This is a genomic window from Deinococcus terrestris, from assembly GCF_009377345.1.
Taxonomy (GTDB): domain Bacteria; phylum Deinococcota; class Deinococci; order Deinococcales; family Deinococcaceae; genus Deinococcus; species Deinococcus terrestris.
Genome location: NZ_WBSL01000003.1, coordinates 132,501 through 151,574, shown reverse-complemented (window position 1 = coordinate 151,574; position 19,074 = coordinate 132,501). Strand labels below are relative to the sequence as shown.

General features: G+C 71.2%; 18 protein-coding genes and 1 tRNA gene (1 of these 19 cut by a window edge). 10 read left to right on the top strand and 9 right to left on the bottom strand.

All coding sequences use genetic code 11. The features are described 5' to 3' along the window. Nucleotides 1-29 precede the first annotated feature (29 nt). Nucleotides 30-518 (bottom strand): 50S ribosomal protein L19, encoded by a 489-nt coding sequence (gene rplS, locus F8S09_RS09105; RefSeq protein ID WP_152871179.1) that lies wholly within the window; start codon nt 516-518, stop codon nt 30-32. Nucleotides 519-738: 220 nt separating this feature from the next. Between rplS and F8S09_RS09100 the strand changes: the two genes are divergently transcribed. Beyond that, nucleotides 739-1,545, top strand: a complete 807-nt coding sequence (locus F8S09_RS09100; protein ID WP_322618680.1) for a hypothetical protein — start codon at nt 739-741, stop codon at nt 1,543-1,545. Here F8S09_RS09100 and F8S09_RS09095 read toward each other — a convergent pair whose 3' ends face one another. Beyond that, nucleotides 1,546-2,070 (bottom strand): GNAT family N-acetyltransferase, encoded by a 525-nt coding sequence (locus tag F8S09_RS09095; protein WP_152871177.1) that lies wholly within the window; start codon nt 2,068-2,070, stop codon nt 1,546-1,548. Nucleotides 2,071-2,237: 167 nt separating this feature from the next. On the opposite strand from F8S09_RS09095, the gene lipB reads away from it, so the two are divergent. After that, on the top strand, nt 2,238-2,951 hold the full coding sequence (gene lipB / locus F8S09_RS09090) for a lipoyl(octanoyl) transferase LipB (RefSeq protein ID WP_322618679.1): 714 nt from the start codon (nt 2,238-2,240) through the stop codon (nt 2,949-2,951). 3 nt (nt 2,952-2,954) lie between these two features. Next, a complete protein-coding gene (gene lipA / locus F8S09_RS09085) occupies nt 2,955-3,956 on the top strand; it encodes a lipoyl synthase (RefSeq protein ID WP_152871175.1) in 1,002 nt (333 codons plus the stop codon). Between the two features lie 233 nt (nt 3,957-4,189). Here the strand turns inward: lipA and F8S09_RS09080 are convergent. Next, nucleotides 4,190-4,266, bottom strand: a tRNA-Ile gene (locus F8S09_RS09080). Nucleotides 4,267-4,415: 149 nt separating this feature from the next. On the opposite strand from F8S09_RS09080, the gene F8S09_RS09075 reads away from it, so the two are divergent. From F8S09_RS09075 to F8S09_RS09060, 4 genes are all read left to right on the top strand, one after another. Then, a complete protein-coding gene (locus F8S09_RS09075) occupies nt 4,416-5,501 on the top strand; it encodes a GGDEF domain-containing protein (RefSeq protein WP_152871174.1) in 1,086 nt (361 codons plus the stop codon). Between the two features lie 69 nt (nt 5,502-5,570). Continuing rightward, a complete protein-coding gene (locus F8S09_RS09070) occupies nt 5,571-8,621 on the top strand; it encodes an alpha-amylase family glycosyl hydrolase (RefSeq protein WP_152871173.1) in 3,051 nt (1,016 codons plus the stop codon). Nucleotides 8,622-8,737: 116 nt separating this feature from the next. Continuing rightward, complete coding sequence (locus tag F8S09_RS09065) at nt 8,738-9,376, top strand: DUF47 domain-containing protein (RefSeq protein WP_152871172.1); 639 nt, start codon at nt 8,738-8,740, stop codon at nt 9,374-9,376. 17 nt (nt 9,377-9,393) lie between these two features. Then, nucleotides 9,394-10,395: an inorganic phosphate transporter gene (locus tag F8S09_RS09060; protein ID WP_152871171.1), complete on the top strand. Its 1,002-nt coding sequence runs from the start codon at nt 9,394-9,396 to the stop codon at nt 10,393-10,395. A gap of 77 nt (nt 10,396-10,472) precedes the next feature. On the opposite strand, the gene F8S09_RS18260 is transcribed toward F8S09_RS09060, so the two are convergent. From F8S09_RS18260 to F8S09_RS09030, 6 genes are all read right to left on the bottom strand, one after another. Further along, a complete protein-coding gene (locus F8S09_RS18260; RefSeq protein ID WP_322618678.1) occupies nt 10,473-11,720 on the bottom strand; it encodes an acetyl-CoA hydrolase/transferase family protein in 1,248 nt (415 codons plus the stop codon). Between the two features lie 52 nt (nt 11,721-11,772). Further along, a complete protein-coding gene (locus F8S09_RS09050; RefSeq protein WP_322618677.1) occupies nt 11,773-12,573 on the bottom strand; it encodes a type III pantothenate kinase in 801 nt (266 codons plus the stop codon). Between the two features lie 71 nt (nt 12,574-12,644). Further along, nucleotides 12,645-13,460: a hypothetical protein gene (locus tag F8S09_RS09045; protein ID WP_227978599.1), complete on the bottom strand. Its 816-nt coding sequence runs from the start codon at nt 13,458-13,460 to the stop codon at nt 12,645-12,647. Nucleotides 13,461-13,516: 56 nt separating this feature from the next. Further along, on the bottom strand, nt 13,517-15,673 hold the full coding sequence (locus tag F8S09_RS18150) for a hypothetical protein (RefSeq protein WP_152871169.1): 2,157 nt from the start codon (nt 15,671-15,673) through the stop codon (nt 13,517-13,519). Between the two features lie 4 nt (nt 15,674-15,677). Beyond that, nucleotides 15,678-16,088, bottom strand: coding sequence for an ExbD/TolR family protein (locus tag F8S09_RS09035; RefSeq protein WP_322618676.1), 411 nt, complete (start codon nt 16,086-16,088; stop codon nt 15,678-15,680). Then, nucleotides 16,085-16,765 carry a MotA/TolQ/ExbB proton channel family protein gene (locus F8S09_RS09030; RefSeq protein ID WP_152871168.1) on the bottom strand — a complete coding sequence of 227 codons (681 nt, stop codon included), beginning with the start codon at nt 16,763-16,765 and terminating at the stop codon, nt 16,085-16,087. The genes F8S09_RS09035 and F8S09_RS09030 overlap by 4 nt, the downstream gene beginning before the upstream one ends. 132 nt (nt 16,766-16,897) lie before the next feature. On the opposite strand from F8S09_RS09030, the gene F8S09_RS09025 reads away from it, so the two are divergent. From F8S09_RS09025 to sufB, 3 genes are all read left to right on the top strand, one after another. Continuing rightward, the gene (locus F8S09_RS09025; RefSeq protein WP_152871167.1) at nt 16,898-17,986 is read left to right on the top strand and encodes a site-2 protease family protein; all 1,089 of its coding nucleotides are present in this window, start codon (nt 16,898-16,900) and stop codon (nt 17,984-17,986) included. Between the two features lie 165 nt (nt 17,987-18,151). Further along, nucleotides 18,152-18,937: a Fe-S cluster assembly ATPase SufC gene (gene sufC, locus F8S09_RS09020; RefSeq protein WP_152871166.1), complete on the top strand. Its 786-nt coding sequence runs from the start codon at nt 18,152-18,154 to the stop codon at nt 18,935-18,937. A gap of 28 nt (nt 18,938-18,965) precedes the next feature. Continuing rightward, a protein-coding gene (gene sufB / locus F8S09_RS09015; RefSeq protein ID WP_152871165.1) for a Fe-S cluster assembly protein SufB crosses the window boundary here: on the top strand, nt 18,966-19,074 show its start. The gene runs 1,295 nt beyond the window's last position; the window shows 109 of its 1,404 coding nt (coding positions 1-109); the start codon lies at nt 18,966-18,968; the stop codon falls past the right edge of the window.

Here is a 19,074-nt window from a genome sequence, read left to right as displayed (position 1 = left end):
GGAGCGGGCGGCTCGGCGGCGGGCTGGGCTTACTCGCCCAGCGTCTCGACGGGGGTGAAGTCGCTCTGCGCTTCGGTGGCCGTCTCGGCGGGAGCGGTCAGCGCGGCGGCCTTGGCCTGCTGGCTGCGGGCGGCGTCCTTCATCACGCGGCTGCGGTCGCTCTTGATGCGGGCAGCCTTGCCACGCAGTTCGCGCAGGTAGTACAGCTTGGCGCGGCGGACCTTACCGCGCTCCAGCACCGTCACCTTGGCGACGAGGGGGCTGCTGAACGGGAAGACGCGCTCGACGCCCTCGCCGAAGCTGATCTTGCGGACCGTGAAGCTCTTGCGGCTGCCCGTGCCGTTGATGGCGATGACCACGCCCTCAAAGGCCTGGTTGCGGGTGCGGTTGCCTTCGACGACCTTGGTTTCCACGCGCACGGTGTCACCGGGCTGAAACTCCGGGTGATCCGCCTTGATGTGCCCCTGCTCGACCGAGCGCAGGATCGCGCCGCGATTCACTTTGACCTGACTCTGCATGTGTCACCACTCCTTTACCAGCGGACCGTCCCACCTCCCGGCACAGCCGCTTTGAGCACACCGGCGCGGGCAGAGACGTTCTTGGTCTGTACGCTCCCGCGTCATCGCGCGGGGCTGAACCTGAGGAGTATACCCGCCGGGGCGGGCACACCTCAAGGGGCGAGCCGCCCTGTCTGACCCAGATCACGATGAAGAGGGGATGAACACTTATTCTGGTCCGGTGAGCGATTCGTCGAAGGCCCGAGACACCGCCCTCGTGGGAGCGCAGCAGGCGGTCGGTCGTCAGCGGCGGCGGCTGGCGGAGGTCCGGGCGCGGGAGCATGTCGGCGCGGCGGGCTGGGCGCAGACAAGCACCCTGGAGCAGATCATCCGGGCCGGGCAGGAGGGCCTCGCCGCCACCGACGCGCTGCGGCAGGTCGTGAAGGTGACCACCGAGCAACTGCGGAACCTGCCCCTCGCCGCCGGGGAGGAGCAGCGCCAGGGGCACGCGCAGGCCCTCGCCGAGATCGTGGAGAACGGCGAGGAACAGATCACGGCGGCGGCGGCCCTCGACGGGCTGATCTGTCAGGCGCTGGAGGAAGTGGCCCGCACCCCCATGAGCGAGGTCAGCGTGCAGACGCTGCGCCGCATCCACGACCGGGTGCAGGCCCAACTGGGCGCCCTGAACACCATCATCGAGGCGGCCCGTGCCCAGGCCGACACGCTGGAGCAGGTCGGGCGGCTGGAGCGCCTCAGCGCCGAGCACCAGGCGAGGGTTGAGGCGATTCAGGCCCTGAGCGCCGACCACGAGGTGGAGTTGCTGGCCGAGGCGGGCGAACAGATCGTCGAGCGCATCGGCGAACTCGACGAGGCGGGCGAGGACCAGCTCGGGGCACTGGGCCGCATCGCGGAGGCGGCGCTCGGCAAGGTCACCGAGACGGCCACCGCCCCCGAGCAGCAGGCCGAACTCCTGGGGACCCTGGCCCAGACCGCCCAGCAAAAGGCCGAGGCCCTCCAGCCGGACGGCGACGCCCCCGCTCAGAAGTAATCAAAGGGTGATCCAGTAGCGCCGCAGGGGGCTGGGGTGATCGGGCACCATTCCCTCGTATTCCAGCACGCCCCCATTCGCCTCGATCACCCGCCGCGAGCCGAGGTTGTCCACGTCGCAGGTGACCAGGACCTGGTCGAGGCCCAGTTCACGCGCCCGCCCCAGGGCGAGCCGCAGGGCAAGGGTCGCGTAGCCTTTACGCCGCGCCGAGGGGCGTACCTCGTAGCCGATGTGCCCGCCGAACTCACGCAGGCGCTGATTCAGGGTGTGGCGGAGAGACACCCGGCCCAGGTACTCGTCTCCGTCCACCAACCACAGGGCCTCGGAGTGGACGAACCCCTCGGGTAGCTCCCGGCCTGGTTCGTATTGGCGCAATGTCTCCAGAAAGGCGGGAAAGTCGGCCTCCAGCGCGGCCACGTCCCAGGTCAGGGTGTCACCCAAGCCGCTGCCAGCCTCCTGCACCTCACGCACGGAGGCGAGAAAGCTCTCCTTGTACCTCTCCGACGGGGGAACGAGTTCGGGCATGGAGCCGAGGCTAGCGGCCCCGGCCCCTTTCCCGCCTCCGCTGCCCGGCCTAGTGCCCCTTCCCTCCAGCCCAGCTCAGGGCACTGACCATCCAGACTGGACAATGGCGGGCCGGATTGCGCCCCCCGCACCGGAAACCGGGGACCCCGGCGCGTACAATCGGGCGTGTGAGAGAGGCGGCATTTGGCACGGTGGACCTGGGGAGGCTGGGCTACCGCGAGGCGTGGGACGTGCAGCATGAGGCCCACGCGCAGGTCGCGGCGGGCGGGCGGCCCCAGCTCCTGCTGGTGGAGCACCCGCCCGTGCTGACGCTGGGCCGCAAGGCGCGGGAGGGCGGCAACATCGTCGTGACGCGCGAGTACCTCGCCGCGCAGGGCATCGAGGTGCTGGAGGTCGAGCGCGGCGGCGACGTGACCTACCACGGCCCCGGCCAGCTCGTGGCCTACGCGATCTTTCCGGTGGGCCGCCGGGTGGCCGACTTTCTGCGGCTGCTGGAACAGGTCACCATCACGGCGCTGCACGACCTCGGCCTGCCCGACGCCCGGCCCAATCCTGGGTATGCGGGCGTGTACGTCGAAGCCCGCGAGGTCAACGGCCGCACCTACGAGCAGAAGATCGCCTCCTTCGGGGTGGCGGTGCAGCGCGGGGTGGCCCTGCACGGGCTGGCGCTCAACGTCACGACCAACCTTCAGCATTTCGACCTGATCGTGCCCTGCGGCCTCACGGACACCCATATGACCAGCGTGGAACACGAGTACGAGCGGCGCGGGCTGGACCGTGTAGCGGACCTGGCGGAAGCGCGGGCAGCCCTCACGCGGGCCTTTCACACCACCTTTGAGACCTACGACTGGACGTTGCCCACAGCGGCAGCGGGAGGCTGAGACATGACCCAGCAGGACAAGCCGGTGCAGGACCGGGAAGTCAAGTTCATCAAGAACGGCATCTACCGCAAGGACTCGGTGCCCGTGCGCGAGAAGAAGCCCGAGTGGCTCAAGGTGACCATCCCGACCGGGCAGGTCTTCGGCGAAGTTCGCAAGATCGTCAAGGAACACCGGTTGCACACGGTCTGCGAGGAAGCGATGTGCCCCAATATCGGCGAGTGCTGGAGCCGGGGCACGGCCACCTTCATGCTGATGGGGCATGTCTGCACCCGCGCCTGCCGCTTCTGCGCGGTGGACACCGGCAACCCGATGGGCAAGCTCGACCTTGACGAACCCGCGCAGGTCGCCGACTCGGTGCGGCTGATGGGCCTGAAGTACGTCGTGCTGACCTCGGTGGACCGCGACGACCTGCCCGACGGCGGGGCGTACCACTTCGCCAAGACGGTGCAGGCCATCAAGAAGCTCAACCCGGAAACGCGGGTCGAGGCCCTCACGCCCGACTTCGGCGGCAACCCGCACTGCGTGGACCTCGTGCTGGAGAGCGGCGTGGACACCTACGCGCAGAACCTCGAAACGGTGCGCCGCCTGACCCATCCGGTCCGCGACATCCGCGCGAGCTACGAGCGCACGCTGGGGGTGTTGCAGCACGCCAAGCAGGCCCGCCCCGACGTGATCACCAAGACCTCGATCATGCTGGGCCTGGGCGAGACGCGCGAAGAACTGCGCGAGGCGATGGCGGATTGCCGCGCCGCCGGGGTGGACGTGCTGACCTTTGGGCAGTACCTGCGCCCGACCATGCACCACCTGCCCGTCGAGCGCTACGTCTCCCCCGCCGAGTTCGACGAGATCCGCGAGGAGGCGATGGCGATGGGCTTCCTGGAGGTCGTCTCCGGCCCGCTGGTCCGCTCCTCGTACAAGGCCGAGCAGATCGTGATGGACAAGCCGGGCACCCTGCCCGAGCATCTGGCGCATCTGGACGCTGGAAGTGAGCTGAGCCTGATCTGAAGTCTACGGGGGGGCGGGGGCCGGACACGCTGGCCCCCGCCTTTTTTGCCGGGCCGAAGGAAAGAAACACGGGGCGAACCCCGTGGCTCTCTTGGTGGTCGGACGGGCGACTTGAACCGCCGACCTCACGCCGGGGATAACCGCACGCTTTGGTCACGAATACAGCCGAATGGGTGCCCGAATGCCCTGAGTCAAAATGGAAAAACCCCGGCCAGGCCGAGGTTTTTTGTGCTTGGTACGGAAGGGCGGACTTGAACCGCCGACCTCACGCTTATCAGGCGTGCGCTCTAACCAGCTGAGCTACTCCCGTGCACCTGCCGTCCGAGTGCCGGACAAGCGGGAGTCAATCTAGCAGTGACTGCGCGGGGTGTCAACGGTCCCCCGGCGTGCCCATGCCCCCGCCGGGGGAAGGCCCGGTGTCAGGTTGCCGTGAGAGGGGGCGTGATCCCCTGCGGGCGTATGCGCGACCGTCTGCTCACCCTGCCCGACCCGGCGTTCTCTCTGGGAGGTGATGGGGCAGGCTCCCCCACCCGCACCGAGCAGACCCGCCGCGCGGCCTACCAGTGGGGGCTGCCGATCGCGCTTCTCGCCGTGGGCCTGGGTCTGGCCCTGGTCTGGCCGCTGCACCCGGCGCAGGCAGCGCTGTGGGGAGGCTTGGCCGCCGTGCTGGCCGTGGCCCTGGTGCTCTCGGCCCTGCCACGCTGCCCGGTGGGGGTGCTCGACCGGCTGCTGCTGCTGGGGGGCTGGACGTTCCTGCTGGGTCGGCTGGCACTGGGGCTGTTCGCGCCGCACGTCGTGGATGGGGGACCGGAGTTGCTGGGGCTGCTGCTGCCGTGGTTCGTGCTGGGGCTGCTGGCGCCAGGCTGGCTGCTGGACTATTCCCTGGGCCGCCGGGTGGCGCGTGGCGCACTGGGAGTCACCGGGGTACTGGGGGCGCTGTATGGGGTGCGGGTGCTGCCAGGCACGGGCGAGAGCGGCCTGATTCTCGCGCTGCTCGCGCAACTGCTGCTGGTCGGAGGCCTGGCGCTCCTGGGGCAGGAGGCCACACTGACCCGCGCCCAGGACCGCCGGGGTCCCTGGAGCGAGATCCAGCCTGGCGAGTTCGACGAGTTGACGGGCCTGCCGCTGCGGCGCCCGCTGGAGCGGCGACTGAGGACGCTGCGCCGTCCGGTCGCGGTGGCCGTGGTGGCGGTGGACGATCTGCCGGAACTGGAACGGGAGGGCGGCGCGGTGCTCGTGCAGACGGTGCGGGCCCACCTCGCCCGCACGCTGGCGGCGGCCACCCGGTCAGGCGACCCGGTGGTGTGCCTGGGAGAAGGCACCTTCGCCGTCCTGCTCCCGACCACCGACCCCCTCGCGGTGCGGGTGGTGGCCGAGCGGCTGCGGCTGCGGGTGGCCTCGCGCCCCCTGGCCGGGCGGGTGGTTACCGTGAGCGTGGGCCTCGCGGTGATGAGCACCGGGACCCAGGCGCTCGCGCGGGCCGAAGCCGCCCTGCGGGACGCGCAGGCGGGCGGCGGGCACCGGGTCGAGGTGGCGCCGGGCTGAGGGTCCGCGCCCCCCCTCCCAACTCACGCATTGACACGGCCTCGGCTTCCGGCGTCCAATGCAGGCATCATGAAACGCTTCCAGCAGATGGGGCGTGCGGGCGCCCTGGCGGCCCTCACCCTGACCCTCGCGGCTTGCGGCACCCTGACGAACCCCTCCCGCGGCGCAGACACCGACTGGCGCGACGACGCGATCTATTTCGCCATGACCGACCGCTTCGCGAACGGCAACCCCGCCAACGACAATGGCGCGAACCGGAACGCCGGGGACCGCGCCGACCGCACCAATCCGCTCGCGTGGCACGGCGGCGACTTCGCGGGCCTGAAGGCCAAGATCGAGGAAGGGTATTTCAAGCGCATGGGCTTCACGGCGATCTGGATCAGCCCGGTCGTGCTTCAGGTGCCCGCCATCGAGACGGCGTCAGGGCCGCACCAGGGCCGCCCCTTCGCGGGGTACCACGGCTACTGGGCCGAGGACTTCTTTCAGGTGGACCCGCATTTCGGGACCCTGGACGAGTACAAGGCCCTGATCCGCACTGCCCACCGCAACGACATCAAGATCATTCAGGACGTGGTGGTCAATCACGCGGGCTACGGGGCGAAGCTGGTCACCGAGAAGCCGGACTGGTTTCGCACGGGTCAGGAATGCGGCCAGGACGACGTGACCCAGTGCCTCGCCGGGCTGCCCGACTTCATTCAGGAGGTGCCCGAGGTCACCCGGTACCTCAACAGCTTCGTGAGCTTCTGGCAGCGCGAGACGGGGATCGACGGGCTGCGGATCGACACCATGAAGCACGTGCCGGACAGCTACTGGCAGCAGTTCTTCGCGGCGGGCGGCGCGGGCGATCCCCGCAAGCTGTGGTCGGTGGGCGAGATTTTCGACCCCAGCCCAGCGCGGCTGGCACACTTCATGAACGATCTGGGGGCGCCGAGCGTCTTTGACTTTCCGCTGTACTTCGCCATCAAGGACCAGCTTTCGGGCGCGGGCGGCGACCTGGGGCGGGTGGCCGACGTGTTCGCGCAAGACGGCGTGTACCGCGATCCCACCCGGCTGACCACCTTCGTGGACAACCACGACGTGCGCCGCTTCGTCAGCGAGGTGCAGTCGCGGGGGGGCAGCGCCCCGCAGGCCGCCGAGCGCCTCGACCTCGCGCTGAGCCTGATCTATACCTCGCGCGGCACGCCCAGCGTCTGGCAGGGCACCGAGATCGCGCAGCCGGGGCTGGGCGACCCCTACGACCACCCCGCCGGGCAGGGCAACCGCGAGGACATGAACTTCGCGGCGCTGGCGGGCAGCACGCTCGACGAGCGCCTGGGAGCGCTGGCCGCCGCCCGGCAGAAGTACCCGGCCCTGACGCGCGGCGCCCAGCAGGAGCTGTGGCGGCCCAACGGGGGAGCACCCCTGCTGGCCTACCGCCGGGTGCTGAGCGGCGAGCGGCCCGTCGTGGTCGTGCTGAACAACGGGGACACGCCCCTCGACCTCGCCACGCTGCCGGGGGGCGGCCTGCCGCTGCTGGGCACCTTCGGGGCGGGGGCGCTGACCGAAGTCACCGGGCGGACCTCCGACCTGCGGGTGGAGGGCGGGCGGCTGGTGGGCACCGTTCCCCCCCGCGCCGCGCTCGCGGTGGCGGGCACGCCGGGCAGCGCGGGCACCGTCAACCCCCGTCTCCCCGAGGTGAGCGGCGTGACCGCGCGGGCCGGGGACGGGGCGGCCGAACTGCGCTGGACGGCCCCCAGCGACCCCGCCGTCACGGGCTACCGGGTCTACGCCCGCACGGGCAGCGGGGCCGAGCGGCTGCTGAACTTCGCCCCGCTGGGACGCGAACAGACAAGCTACCTCGTGCGTGGCCTCGCCAACGACCAGCAGACGACCTTCCGGGTGGTCACGGTGGACGCGCAGGGCGCCGAGAGCCGGGGCACGGCAGTCACCGCCACCCCCAGCGCGAGCAACACGGTCAGGGTCACCTTCACGGTGGACGCCCGCAGCCAGGGCAACGGCCCCATCGAACTGCGGCGCTTCGACACCGGCTCGCAGGTCGAGTACCCCATGACGCAGGAGGAGCGCGGGCGTTGGAAGACCGAGATCGAGCTGCCCCTCTTCCGCGAGGTCAAGTTCAAGTTCGGAAACGACCATCCCCGTGCGAAGAACAGCGGATACGAGGGACCCGACCAGGCCGACCGCTCTTACGTGGTGGGCACGGCGGGAAACAGCTACAGCGGCACCTACGACTTCATCAGCCAGCCGGTGCCCGGCGCCGTCATCGAGGGCCGCGTGACCGGCGAGGGGCAGGCGCTGGAGGGGGCGCTGGTGGAGGCCACCTCCGCTGACCCCAAGGTCAACTACGCCCTGACCTTCCCCGACGGCTCCTATACCCTGTTCGTTCCGGCCGGACCACAGACCCTGAAGGCCAGCGCCGAGGGCCTCGCGGAGGCAACCCGGCAGACCACCGCACCTGCTGCGGGCGTGGACTTCGCGCTGTCGCGGGCCGGGGCGCAGGGGCCGCAGGTCGGCAAGTACCGCATTGACGGCGACCTGAGCGACTGGGCCGCCCCCAAGGTCAATGTGCAGAGTCCCAGCGAGGGCGTGTTCGGAGCCGACAATAACTGGCAGACCCTGCGGGCCGACAGCGACGCGCAGTACCTCTACCTCGCGTACACCTACCGGGTGTCGGGGAACAGTGCCATCCTGTACCTCGACTACAAGGAGGGCGGCGCGGCGCAGGCCGACCGTTTCGAGGCGTGGCGGCAAGCGGCGACCTTCGGCGGCGGCATGGGCGGCGTGGATGCCTTTATCGCCCGCTACGGCAACGAGGGAGCACAGGTTCGGCGCGTGGAGAGTGACACCGCTACGCCGGAAGTCGCGGCGAGCGGCTACACCATCGGCACTTCGGGGACGCTGCCCGCCCAGACCGTCGAACTGGCGATTCCCTGGAGCAGCCTGGGCCTGAGCGGTCCTCCGGCGGCGGGCGTGAACGTGGTGGGCGGGATCTTCGGCGGCCCCGGCTACGGCGCGGGCGACATCATTCCTGACGCGGGCAGTACGCCCCCCGGCGCGAACACCATCGGCAGCGCCGACGAGCAGCGCCGGGCTACCTTCACGGTTCCTGTCACCGTGCGCTAAAGGTTTAGACTCGGTTCACCGGGGAGCCTCACCGTCAGGCTCCCCTGTTCGCTGGCCCTTCCCGCTTCCGCCTGACACGGGGCTGACAAAGGGCCGGAGAATCGGAGGGGATTGTCATGGTTCTGTCTAAATTCATGCCCAAAAACCCGCAGTTCAGCGCCAAGTTCGCCGAGGCCGCCCGCAACGCCCACGTGACGGCGCAGGCGCTGGTGGAACTGCTCGAGAACTACACCGATGTCGAGGCGAAGGTGGGCCGCATCCGCGACCTCGAACACGAGGGCGACCGCATCGGCCGCGAAGTGACCAACATGCTGGCCGAGTCCTTTATCGTGCCCTTCGACCGCGAGGACATCATCTCGCTGAACCACGAACTCGACGACCTCGTGGACAGTCTGGAAGACGCCGCCCGCAAGCTCAGCCTCTACGGGGTGGAGCGTCCGCTGCCGCAGATGGCGCAGCTCGCGCGGGTGGTGGAAGGACAGTGTGCACTTCTCGCACAGGGGATGCCCCTGATCGAGAGCAAGGACCGCGTCCGCGAACTCGCCGCGCTGGCGCAGCAGATTCGCCAGCTGGAGGACGAGGGCGACCTGATCAGTGACCAGATGCAGCGCGAGCTGTATGTCGGCGTCCACGACGTGGCGGGCATGATCCGGGCGATGCGCGGCGGCGAGATCGTCGAGTTGATCGAGGAAGCCTCCGACCAGGCGCAGAGGGTCGCCAAGACGGTCGAGAGCATTCTGCTCAAGAACGCGTGAGCGGGGGCCTCTGACCTATGGAAGCGGCCCTGATCGGATTTGTCATCATCATCGCGCTGGCGCTGGCCTTTGACTTTATCAACGGCTTTCACGACACCGCCAACGCCATCGCCACCTCGGTCGCCACCAAGGTGCTCACGCCCGCGCAGGCCATCGCCATGGCCGCGGTCCTGAACGTGGTCGGGGCGCTCGCGGGCACGGCGGTCGCCAAGACCATCGCCACCGACATCGTGCCGCAGGAGTTCGCCACCCTGGGCCTGACGGGCGCGGCCCTCCTGAGCGCGATCATCTGGAACCTGTTCACGTGGTGGAAGGGGCTGCCCAGCTCCTCCAGCCACGCCCTGATCTTCAGCCTGGTGGGGGCGGGGGTCGCCTCGGGCGGCTGGGAGATCATCATTCCCGCAGGCGTCCGCAAGACCCTGATCGGCCTGGTGAGCAGCCCGGCCCTGGGCTTTATCGTGCCCATCGTGTTCATGGCGCTGCTCTCGTGGCTGGTGCTCCGGTGGATGCGCCCGCGCACGGTCACGCGCACCTTCCGCTGGCTTCAGATCGGCTCAGCGGCGTTCATGGCCTTTTCGCACGGCGGCAACGACGCGCAAAAGGCGATGGGCATCATGACCTTCGCGCTAAGCGCCTACCTGGGCACCCAGGTCAGCGAGGTGCCGCTGTGGATCATCCTCTCGGCGGCGGCGGCGATGGGCCTGGGCACCGCCGTGGGCGGCTGGCGCATCATCAAGACGATGGGCTTCAAGGTCGTGGACCTCAAACCCGTCGACGGCTTCGTCGCCGAGGCCAGCGCCGCCGCAATCATCGTGGGCGCGACCCAGCTCGGTATCCCGGTCAGCACTACGCACACCATCTCGACCTCGATCATGGGCGTGGGGACCACCAAGGGTTTCCGCAAGGTCAAGTGGCAGGTCGCCGGACGCATCGTGCAGGCCTGGATCTTCACGATTCCGGTGTGCATCGCGCTGGGCTGGGCGATTCACAAGGTGATGCTGCTGACGCTGGGCATCTAACGTGTAGAGCGGGGCTTACGCAGGAAGGTGGGAGACACGCGGCACGTCTCCCACCTTCCTTCTTTGGTCCATGCGCCCTAGGTCAGGCCGAGGCGACGCGCTTCCTCCCACAGGTAGGCGCGGGCGTGGGGGTGGGCGGCGTGCTCGATCAGGGCGGCTGCCTGCGCCTTCTCGTCGTGGCCGAGAATTTCCGCGACGCCCTGCTCGGTGACCACGGCGGTGGGCTGGAAGGAGGTCGTGGGTTCCTGAAGCATGGGCACGATGGTGGACACCTGCGCCTTGGGGTGCCAGGACCGCAGCGCCATGATCGCCTGACCGCCGGGCGAGTGCAGCGCCCCCACGATGAAGTCGGTCTGTCCGCCGAAGCCCGAGTGGATGCGGGCGCCGATGCGGCTGGCGTTGGCCTGCCCGAAGAGGTCGATCTGGAGGGCCGTGTTCACGCTGGTCATGCCGGGCTGCCGGGCGATCTGGGCGGGGTCGTTGGTGACTTCCGTGCGGCGCATGATGACCCGCTCGTTGCCGTCGAGCCAGCGGTACAGCTCCGGTGAGCCGAAGGCGAAGGACGCCACGACGAGGCGGTCCGGGTCCAGCGCTCCGGCCGCGTCGAGGCTGAGGATGCCGTCGCTGAACATCTCGGACCATACCCCCAGTCGGCGGCGGCGGCTCAGGCCGGGCAGGGTCGCGTCGGGCACCTCCCCAATGCCGAGTTGCAGGGTCGCGCCGTCGGCCACGCGGGCGGCCACCCGCTCCCCGATCAGGGCCGCCGACTCGGCCGCGCTCGCCGCCGACTCCCCGCGCGTGGGGGGCGAGGCGAGGGCCTCGTCGGTGTCCAACAGCCCGTCGAAGAGGCCCACGTCGTACTCCCCGTCCCCGAAGGTGTAGGGCATCTGCGGGTTGAGCTGCCCCAGGATCAGGCCGCCGCGTGCCCGGCACGCCTCGATGGCGGCGGGCAGGATGTTGACCTCGGTGCCCAGCGACACCTTCCCGCCGCGCGGCGCGGAGACGTGCAGCAGCAGCACGTCGGGCGGGCGGGTGGTGGAGAACAGCAGCGGCACCTGCGAGAGCCGGGCGGGCGTGTAGCTCAGGCGAACGCTGCCGCGCATCCCCGGTCCCACGAAGGAGGTCTCGTAGCTCACCCCGTCGCGGCGCGGGAGGCCACGCGGGGCGTTGAGTGCGTTCAGGCGGTAGCCTGGCAGCGTCCCGTCCACGATTTCGAGGAGACGCCACGGCACCGCGTGGTTGCCGCTCATGACCACGCGGGCGTGCTCTGGAAGCTGCCGCTCCTCCAGCAAGACCTGAATCTGGGCCGCCGTTTTGGTATTCACGCCCACATTCTGCGCCGCGTGCCCCGAACGCGCCGGGGCATTTGCCGGCAGCTTATGTTCGGTCGGGACGGCTGGCCCACAGCTCCAGCAGGCCACGCACGGTCAGTGTCTCGTCGTAGTGGTCGATCTCGCGGCAGATCCCCTCCACCGTGCGGGAGAAGCCGCCCGTGGCGACCGCGACGGCCTCCCCCGGCAGCTCGGCACGGATGCGGCGCAGCAGGCCGTCCACCATCTCGGCGTACCCGAAGACGAGGCCGGATTGCAGGGCGTGGGTGGTGTTCTTGCCGATGGCGGTACGCGGCGCCTCCAGCGTGATGCGCGGCAGCTTGGCCGCCCGCGAGAAAAGGGCGTCGGCACTGAGCTGCGCCCCAGTCGCCAGCACGCCCCCCAGAAAGCGCCGTCCGCGCCCGATCACGTCGAAGTTGGTCGAGGTGCCGAAATCCACGACGACCGCGTACTCGTGCCCGCCCAGGTAGCGCTCGGCCCCGAACAGGTTGGCGAGGCGGTCGGCCCCCACCGCGCCCGGCTGATCGAGTTCGACCGTCACGTCGGGCAGATTCTCGGCGCTGACCTCGAAGGCTTCCACCCGGAAGTGCCGACGCAGCGCCAGCGCGTAGTTCTGGCCCAGCGGCGGCGCCACACTGCTCAGCACGGCGGCGCGGGGCGACTCGGCCCCGGCCAGCGCGAACAGGCCCCGGAGTTGCAGCGCGAGGTCGTCGGGCAGATGGTCGCGGTTGGTCCGCACCCGCCAGGTGTGCGTGAGGGTCAGCGAGGCGTCCGCAAGGCCCAGCACCGTGCTGGTGTTGCCGATATCCACGGCGAGCAGCGGGAAGGAGGAGGGGGAGGCAGCCACGGGGGCATTGTGGCAGAGGCCAAAGGGTGGGGGCAGGCGCCAGCTTCGGCCCCTGCCCCCCGTTACCCGACTTACTGGAAGCTGCCCAGGTCCAGCGTCACGCTGTAGGCACAGTTGGTGTCTGCCTCGGTGCGGATCAGGAGTTCAACTTTGTCGCTGGCCCCCAGTCCGGCTTTCAGCGGCTCGAAGTAGTACACGAGGGTGCCCTCCAATGGCCCCTGCAACGCGACGGGGCTGGAGGTCACCGTGGTCGTTGCCGTGGTGGTGCTGGAGTTTGCAGAAGTTGTTGTCGTGGCAGTCGTCGTTGCTGTTGCCGTAGTGGTTTGAGTGGCGCTGGCACCGTTCATGGATTTCCAGTCGTTGACGAAGGAGCGGCGAGTCCATTTGACGGGCTTTCCATCAGCCCCCTTGAGGAAGACGCTGTAGGCATCCCGCTTCTTCTCATTGGGCAGGCCACGCACCTGCACGTCCACACGCAGCAGGCCATCTGCGAGCCTCTTCCCGGCCAAGTCAGCCCCCAGCGCGTCGGCGGCGCTGAGGTTCTTGAAGTTGTCGCGGGCCTCGACCGCCTGGAAGTAAAGCTGGTCGGCCTGCCCGCTCGCGGTGACCGCCAGCGGACGGCTCCCGGCCTTAAAATCGGTCGGCGCGGCGAGCCAATCGGCCACGCACTTGTCGCCGCCGTCGAAGGCTTTGACCGCCCCCGCCCCCGAGACGAACTGGCCGTCTTTGACGTTCAGGTCGATGGTCTGGTAGGTGGGCACCGCGTCGCGGCGGCCATACGCGCCGTCGATGACGTTCTTGGCGGTCGTCTCCTCCAGCTTGGGCACCCAGGCGAGGGCGGGCGCGGAGAGCAGCACGGCGAGGGAAAGCAGGGCAGTTTTACGCATGGTGAACCTCATAACAAAGGGGAATGACGGGAGGCTGACCCGGAGGGGTCCGGGGATCAGGCGTCCTTGAGGTAGACGACCCGGCAGGCCGCGCCCGCCGAGCGGAACTGGGCGGCGGCGGCGGCATTCAGGACCACGTCGGTGCGGACCGGGGAGTTGGGGGCGATGCGGGGGGCCTGCACGCGCGTGGCCTTGACGCGGGTGATGTTCTGGAAGGCGCCGAGCTGCCCTTCTGAGGTCGCGTAGGTGTGGAGGTTGCCCTCGTTGACGAGCTGGGAAGACACGCCACGCACCAGCGCCGCGTCGGGCCAGAGCTGGGTGCCCGAGGCGTCGTAGACGTGACTGGTCATGTCACGGTCAAAGCGGCCCAGCCCCCGCACGTCCACGACGACGGTGCAGGCCAGGGGGCGTGTCTCGGTCCCCGCCGCCGCCCCGCTGCCCCCGCCCGCGCGGGCCACCTCGCCGCCGCCCGTGCCGCCCCCACCGCCGGGGGCACCGCTGCCGCCACGTCCGGGGGCCTCGCCGGTTCCAGTGGAGCCGCCCGCGCCATTGCTACCCGGACGCCCGCCAGTCGGGGTCGTGCCGCTGCCGCCGGGACCGCTCGCCGTGCCGCCCGAACCGCCGCGCCCGGCGCCGGGGCCAGGTTCGGGGGCCGGGCCGGAGCCGCTGCCCGACCCCGCTCCTGTGGAGGCGCGGGGCGTCTCGGCGGGGGCGGCGGGAGTACTTCCGGCTCCCCCACTCCCGGCAGCGGGCGCGGCGGGAGTGACCGGGGGCGTGGTCGCGGTGCCCGCGCGGGGGGTCGGGCTGGCCGTCCCCTCCCCTGTTCCGGCGGGCGTGCCGGGAGCCGGGCCAGGCCGGGCGGTGTCGGCGGCAGGGGCCGGGGAGGTCCCCTGACCCGCCGCCCCACGGGTGGGGGGGCTGGCTTCGCCGGGAACCGGGGCGGGCGTCGCCGCCGTTCCCCGGCCCCCCGCCAACTCAGCCGGAGCGGTCGCCGGGGCCGAGGGGGCAGGCCGCGCCGAGGCCACGGGGGCCGCGCTTCCGCCCGACGCGCCCGCTGCCGGACGGGACGCGGCAGGCGCGTCGGGGGCCGTCTCCTGGGGGGTGCGGCTCACGGTGCCCGCGCGTCCGGCGACCGCCTCGGGCGTGCCGGGGGCCTGGGTGCCGCGCGGGGCGAGGGGCGCGTCGGGCGCGGTGCCCTGGGGGGCGCGGGCGGCGGCGCGGGCGGCTTCGGCCGTCTCCCCGGCTGCCGGAGTGCCCTGGCTGCCGCGTGCTGGGGCGCTCTCGCCACCTGCCTCGGTGGAGGCGGACCCAGTCCCACGGGCGGGCGCGGGTTCCTCGCTGGCGGTGGCACTGCCGCGAGCGGGTGCGGCCGTTTCCTGTGCACTCGCCGGGGCCGCGTCCTCACGGCGGGGCAGGGTGGCGACCGTCTCGGCGGGGGCGGACGGCTCAGGGGTCCCGGCACGGGCCTCGGCCTCGGTGGGCACCTCGTCGAGCGGGGTGGCCTGGCTGGGGGCCTCCGCTTCCGGCACGAACAGGCCCGACCCGCTCGGCGCTCCCGCCGACGCTTCCGGGGCGAGTTCCTGCGGGGCGGCCTCGGGGGCGGGCGCTCCGGCGGGGGTGGGCGAGGGGGCCGGAGCGTCCGGGGCCGCGCTCGCGGGGCGGGCGGGGTCGGGGGTGCTCGCGGTCGCCGGGGCAGGGGCCGCCGCACGTGGCGCTGACGGTGGGACGGGGGTGGTTCGGCTCGCCGCCGGGGCCGGGGACTGCGGGGCCGCCCGCTGCGGCTGGGGCGCGGGTACGGGGTCCGGCTCGGGCGGCGGGGTCCGCTCGGGGGTGGCCCGCGTCTCCGGGGGTAGGGCCGGGGGTGGGGGCGGCGGGGCAGGCTCGGGGGCCGGAATCGGGGCGGCCTCCTCCACCGGGGCCTCGGCCTGCGGGGGTGGGGGCGTCTCAGACCGGGCGGTGGGCGCGGGTGGCTCCACGCGGGGGGGCGGCGTCAGGACGGCGGCAGGGGTGGGCGGCGGCGCCAGCGTCACCACTTCCAGCGGAGCGCGGTCGAGGTCGGGCGGGCTGGCGGCCGCGAGGCGCCCGTCGGGCCGCACCGCCAGCAGCCCCAGCAGCAGCGCCCCATGCAGGGCCAGCGTGACCCCGGCGGCGCGGAGCTGGTCGCGGCGCTCGGGGTTGGGTGGGGGCGGCGGGGGGCTGGGCAGGGTGGTCATGGGGTTACTCCTCCGCGTCGCGGGTGCCCAGCGCCAGACGCTCGCCCCCGGCCTTCTTGATCTCGTCCATCACGCGCACCACCGTCCCGTAATTGCCGCGTTCGTCGGCCCGCAGGCCCACCAGCCCGCCGGACGACTTTACCAGCGGCTCCAGCCGCCCGCCCAGCCGGGTCAGCGTCGTTTCCTTCCCATTCAGGAAAATCTTGCCCGAGCGGTCCACGCTCACGATGGGCAGCTCCGGCGTCTCCTGCACGGTCGCGCTGGCGCGGGGCAGGTCAAGGGGCAAGGCGTTTTGCCGCGCCCCCAGGCTGCTCGTCAGGAAGAAGAAGATCAGCAGCAGCAGCACGATGTCCACCATCGGGGCGAAGTCGAAGGTCACGCCCCCCTCGCTGCCCTCGCGGAAGCGCCGCCTCACCGCGTGGCTCCGGCTGCCGGAACCGGGTCGAAATGCAGCGCCACCTCCGGCACCATGCCCCGGTTCCGGCCCGCCAGCCACGCTGGAACCTCCTCGCGCACCCGTTCGGCCCCGGTGGCGATCCGGTCGGCGCGGGCCTTGAGCGCGTTGCGGGCAACGTAGGCGACCACCGCCACGATCAGTCCCGCCGCCGTGTTGACCAGCGCCTCGCTGATTCCCTGCGCGAGCTGATCGGGCGTGGGGGCGGCGGTGTCCGCGAAGACCAGGAAGGACCGCACCATCCCGATCACGGTGCCCAGCAGCCCCAGCAGCGGCGCGATCTGCGCGGCAGTGCCCAGCGCCGGGAGGCCCGCGTAGAGCCGGGCGTCTTCGGCGAGCAGGGCCGAGTTCATTGCGGCCTGCGCCGCCTCCGGGCCACGGTCGGCGCGGCCCAGCCCCGCCCGCAGCACGTGGACGGCCGAGCCAGGGTGCGCGGCGCGGTCCACTTCCGCTAGCGCCGCCGCCGGGCCGCTCTCGGCGGTAATGGCCCGCGCCCGCTCGATCAGGGCGTCCGGGTCGCGGCCCAGTCGGGCCAGCGCCTGCGCCCGCACGGCAGCGGTGTAGACGACGTACACGGACAGCGCGGCCAGCACCCACAGCAGGGGGCCAGCGGCCCGCAAAAGCTCGACGACGTTCATGGCCCTCACGGGTAGCACGCGGGCGCGTGGCAAGCGTGAAAGAAGCTGATCAGGCGCTCATCCGGGACGGACACGCCCTGTGTGCTGGGGTGGACCGTGGGCCACAGGCAGCGCCTCTAGAATGCCCCCCGTATGACGCCGAAGCCGCCCCGGACCCGGTCGCCACTCACCACCGTCCTGAGCGCGGTAGGAGGCGGTCTGCTGGGGTTCTTCATCGGCGACGCCCTCTTCAGCTCCGGGGCGCCGCTGTGGGCCGTGCTGCTGGGGCTGGCGCTGGGGTGGCCGCTTCAGGTCCTGGTCCACGAACTGGGGCACGCCTGGTTCGGCCGTCGGGTGGGCCTGCACCTGCGCGTGCTGGGAATCGGCCCGGTCAGTTGGTGGCCCCAGCAGCGCCGCTGGCGCCGCAGCCGCGTCCCGGCGCTGGGGTTCGCGTACATGATGCCCCCGCCTGGCCTGGCCCTGGACGACCTCGCCCGCCGGTACCGCCACATGATCGCGGGGGGGCCGCTGGTGGGCCTGCTGTTCAGCGTGGCGTGCGCGGCCCTGGCGCTGGCCGCGCAGGGAAACGCGAGCACCGTCCTGTGGACCGTGGCGGGAGTGGGCCTGCTCCTCAACCTGGTCTCGGCCCTGCCCCTCACCGGACCCGGCCTGCTGCCCGACGGTGCCCGCTGGCGGCGGTTGCGGCCCGGCTCGGCCACCGCCCGCCCGGAAGCGGCCCTGCTGGCCCTGGCCGCCGCCGCGATCCGGCAGCGCCCCCGCGACTGGCCGCCCGAACTGCTCGCGGCCCTGCACGCGCCCCTCTTCGACGCCACGGCCCGGCAGTACCGGGCACAGGTCGCCGCCGACCACGGCGATCTGGAGGGGGCGGCGCGGCACCTGGAGGATGCCCTGGCCCTGACCGAGGGCCAGCCGCCCCTGCTGCGGGCTGGCTTCCTGGCCGAGCAAGCGTACGTTTCTGCCCGCCGGGGGGACGCCGCCGCCGCCCGCGCCGCTCTGAGCGCCGTGCCCGCCACCCCCCTGCTCCCGGACAGCAGCCGCGCCCGCGCCGAGGCCGTCATCCTCCTGGCCGAGGGCCGCCACGCGGAGGTGCCGGAGGTGCTCGCCCGGGGCCGCGCCGCGCTGGACGACCCGCTGTGCCCGCATGGGGTGGAGGAGGCCTGGCTGGGCGAACTGGAAGCGGCGCTGCTCCCCGCGCCCCCGGCCCGCACCCTGTCTACCTGACGGCCCCCACCACGTCCCGGCGCCCACCGGGACGCACCCGCCGCCTCCGCAACACACGTCCCGAATCCGCACCAACTCACTCGACTTTAGGGGGCAGAGTGGGTAGAATACCCCCATAACTAGGAATCATTCTCAAGAAGAGTGACCCCCACCAAAGGAGCCTTCATGACCGATCAGCCGCACCAGCTCGCCACGCCCCAACTGGAAATCCGCAACCTCCACGCCTCCGTCGGCGACCAGCCCATCCTGAAGGGCGTCAACATCGTCGTGCCGCGCGGCGAACTGCACGCGATCATGGGGCCGAACGGCAACGGCAAGAGCACCCTCGCCAAGGTGATCGTGGGCGACCCCGAGTACACCGTGACCGAGGGCGAGGTGCTGGTCGACGGTCAGAACATCCTGGAGATGGAGCCCGACGAGCGTGCCCGCCTCGGCGTCTTCCTGGCCTTCCAGTACCCGGTCGAGATTCCTGGCGTGACCATCGCCAATTTCCTGCGCCTCGCCATGCAGGCCCGCAAGGCCGAGGGCGAGGAGGTCAGCTTCACCGAGTTCTACGGCAAGCTGACGAGCGCCCTGAAGACCCTGGAGTGGGACGAGAGCATCGTCGAGCGCTACCTCAACGAGGGCTTTTCCGGCGGCGAGAAGAAGCGCAACGAGATTCTCCAGATGCTAATGCTGGACCCCAACTACATCATCATGGACGAGACCGACTCCGGCCTCGACGTGGACGCCCTGAAGATCGTCGCCAAGGGCGTGAACAGCCTGCGTGGGCCGAATCTCGGCGGCCTGATCATCACCCACTACCAGAGATTGCTGAACTACATCGTGCCCGACCGGGTCCACATCATCGTGGACGGGCGCGTCGTGCAGTCGGGCGGCCCCGAACTCGCCCAGCGCCTCGACAGCGAGGGCTACGACTGGGTCAAGCAGCTCGCGGTCGCGGGCGACTGAACCTTTCCTCCTCCCAAGGAGCTTCCAAATGACCAATCCCGAAGTCGCCAACATCAACAAGGACTACGAGTACGGCTGGAGTAGCCCCGAGCGGTACGCCGTCAAGGCGCCCAAGGGCCTCTCGCGCGAGGTCGTCG

Coding starts and splice junctions, on each gene's coding strand:
- rplS (WP_152871179.1), bottom strand. CDS start 518: ATGCAGAGTCAGGTCAAAGTGAATCGCGGCGCGATCCTGCGCTCGGTC.
- F8S09_RS09095 (WP_152871177.1), bottom strand. CDS start 2,070: ATGCCCGAACTCGTTCCCCCGTCGGAGAGGTACAAGGAGAGCTTTCTC.
- lipA (WP_152871175.1), top strand. CDS start 2,955: ATGACCCAGCAGGACAAGCCGGTGCAGGACCGGGAAGTCAAGTTCATC.
- F8S09_RS09075 (WP_152871174.1), top strand. CDS start 4,416: ATGCGCGACCGTCTGCTCACCCTGCCCGACCCGGCGTTCTCTCTGGGA.
- F8S09_RS09070 (WP_152871173.1), top strand. CDS start 5,571: ATGAAACGCTTCCAGCAGATGGGGCGTGCGGGCGCCCTGGCGGCCCTC.
- F8S09_RS09065 (WP_152871172.1), top strand. CDS start 8,738: ATGGTTCTGTCTAAATTCATGCCCAAAAACCCGCAGTTCAGCGCCAAG.
- F8S09_RS09060 (WP_152871171.1), top strand. CDS start 9,394: ATGGAAGCGGCCCTGATCGGATTTGTCATCATCATCGCGCTGGCGCTG.
- F8S09_RS09045 (WP_227978599.1), bottom strand. CDS start 13,460: ATGCGTAAAACTGCCCTGCTTTCCCTCGCCGTGCTGCTCTCCGCGCCC.
- F8S09_RS18150 (WP_152871169.1), bottom strand. CDS start 15,673: ATGACCACCCTGCCCAGCCCCCCGCCGCCCCCACCCAACCCCGAGCGC.
- F8S09_RS09030 (WP_152871168.1), bottom strand. CDS start 16,765: ATGAACGTCGTCGAGCTTTTGCGGGCCGCTGGCCCCCTGCTGTGGGTG.
- F8S09_RS09025 (WP_152871167.1), top strand. CDS start 16,898: ATGACGCCGAAGCCGCCCCGGACCCGGTCGCCACTCACCACCGTCCTG.
- sufC (WP_152871166.1), top strand. CDS start 18,152: ATGACCGATCAGCCGCACCAGCTCGCCACGCCCCAACTGGAAATCCGC.